At 52.1% G+C, this 772-nt stretch carries 2 protein-coding genes; one reads left to right on the forward strand and one right to left on the reverse strand.

All coding sequences use genetic code 11. The annotated features are described in order from the left end of the window. The coding region (locus EP57_RS16835; RefSeq protein WP_149028035.1) for a hypothetical protein at window positions 1-364 on the reverse strand (364 nt) is incomplete at its 3' end. Between the two features lie 34 nt (window positions 365-398). Between EP57_RS16835 and EP57_RS16840 the strand changes: the two genes are divergently transcribed. Then, on the forward strand, window positions 399-632 hold the full coding sequence (locus tag EP57_RS16840; RefSeq protein ID WP_149028036.1) for a hypothetical protein: 234 nt from the start codon (window positions 399-401) through the stop codon (window positions 630-632). The last annotated feature ends 140 nt before the right edge of the window (window positions 633-772 follow it).

Raw genomic sequence — 772 nt, forward strand, 5'->3', positions numbered from 1 at the left:
TCGTTCCTTTCAAGGCGTTGGATTGGATACGAAATGTCCGTGTCGCTGGATTGATGCGGGTATAGGTATTGGCGACCGCTTGTTGACTGTTGGCTAACACATCGGAACGGCTGCCTTGATGGATTTCGACTGTCCCCACCTGATTGCCGACATTTCCTGTCACCATGCCTGTTTTGCCATCCCATTGGACATTGGTGATCGCATAACTATACTGATCTTGTTGGCGCGTCGCATTGTCTTTCGGATCCTCCCATTGATTGGTGGTCAACCCTTCCAGATGCATGTCGGAACGGATGCCGTATTTATCGTCTTGGACCATGACGGCGTTCTGGTTGGCCATGATATTGTGTTGAAATGTCATCATGTTCGCTCTTTCTCGTAATGTGATGGGGGCGTGCGTGAACTTGCCGAAAACGGCTTGGGCTGCGGGGCTACTACTGCCAATCACTCCGATGTGGTTGGCGGCAAGGGTGGTATTGCGCGTACTACCCGCAGAACTGATGCCTGCTAATTGGACGGAGTTGGCGGCAGCTTTTCCGATGATATTTTGTGCGACCAGCATGCCTTGGGGCTGTGCTTCGTTTTCCGTGCCTGCTTTGTTACCGACCATTTTCAGCGCGATGGCACCGTAATGGGTCGTAATCGAACTTCTTGGCTCAATAGCATCGATGGCATTGCCTTGAACTACGCCATTCGTATAGCCAGTGACTCTAGGACCAGGGGCAAGGTGGGTCGTTCCCCATACGGCGATTCCTACTTGGCTTTTGGCTTG

The organism is Listeria booriae (assembly GCF_000766865.1).
GTDB classification, from domain to species: Bacteria; Bacillota; Bacilli; order Lactobacillales; family Listeriaceae; genus Listeria_A; species Listeria_A booriae.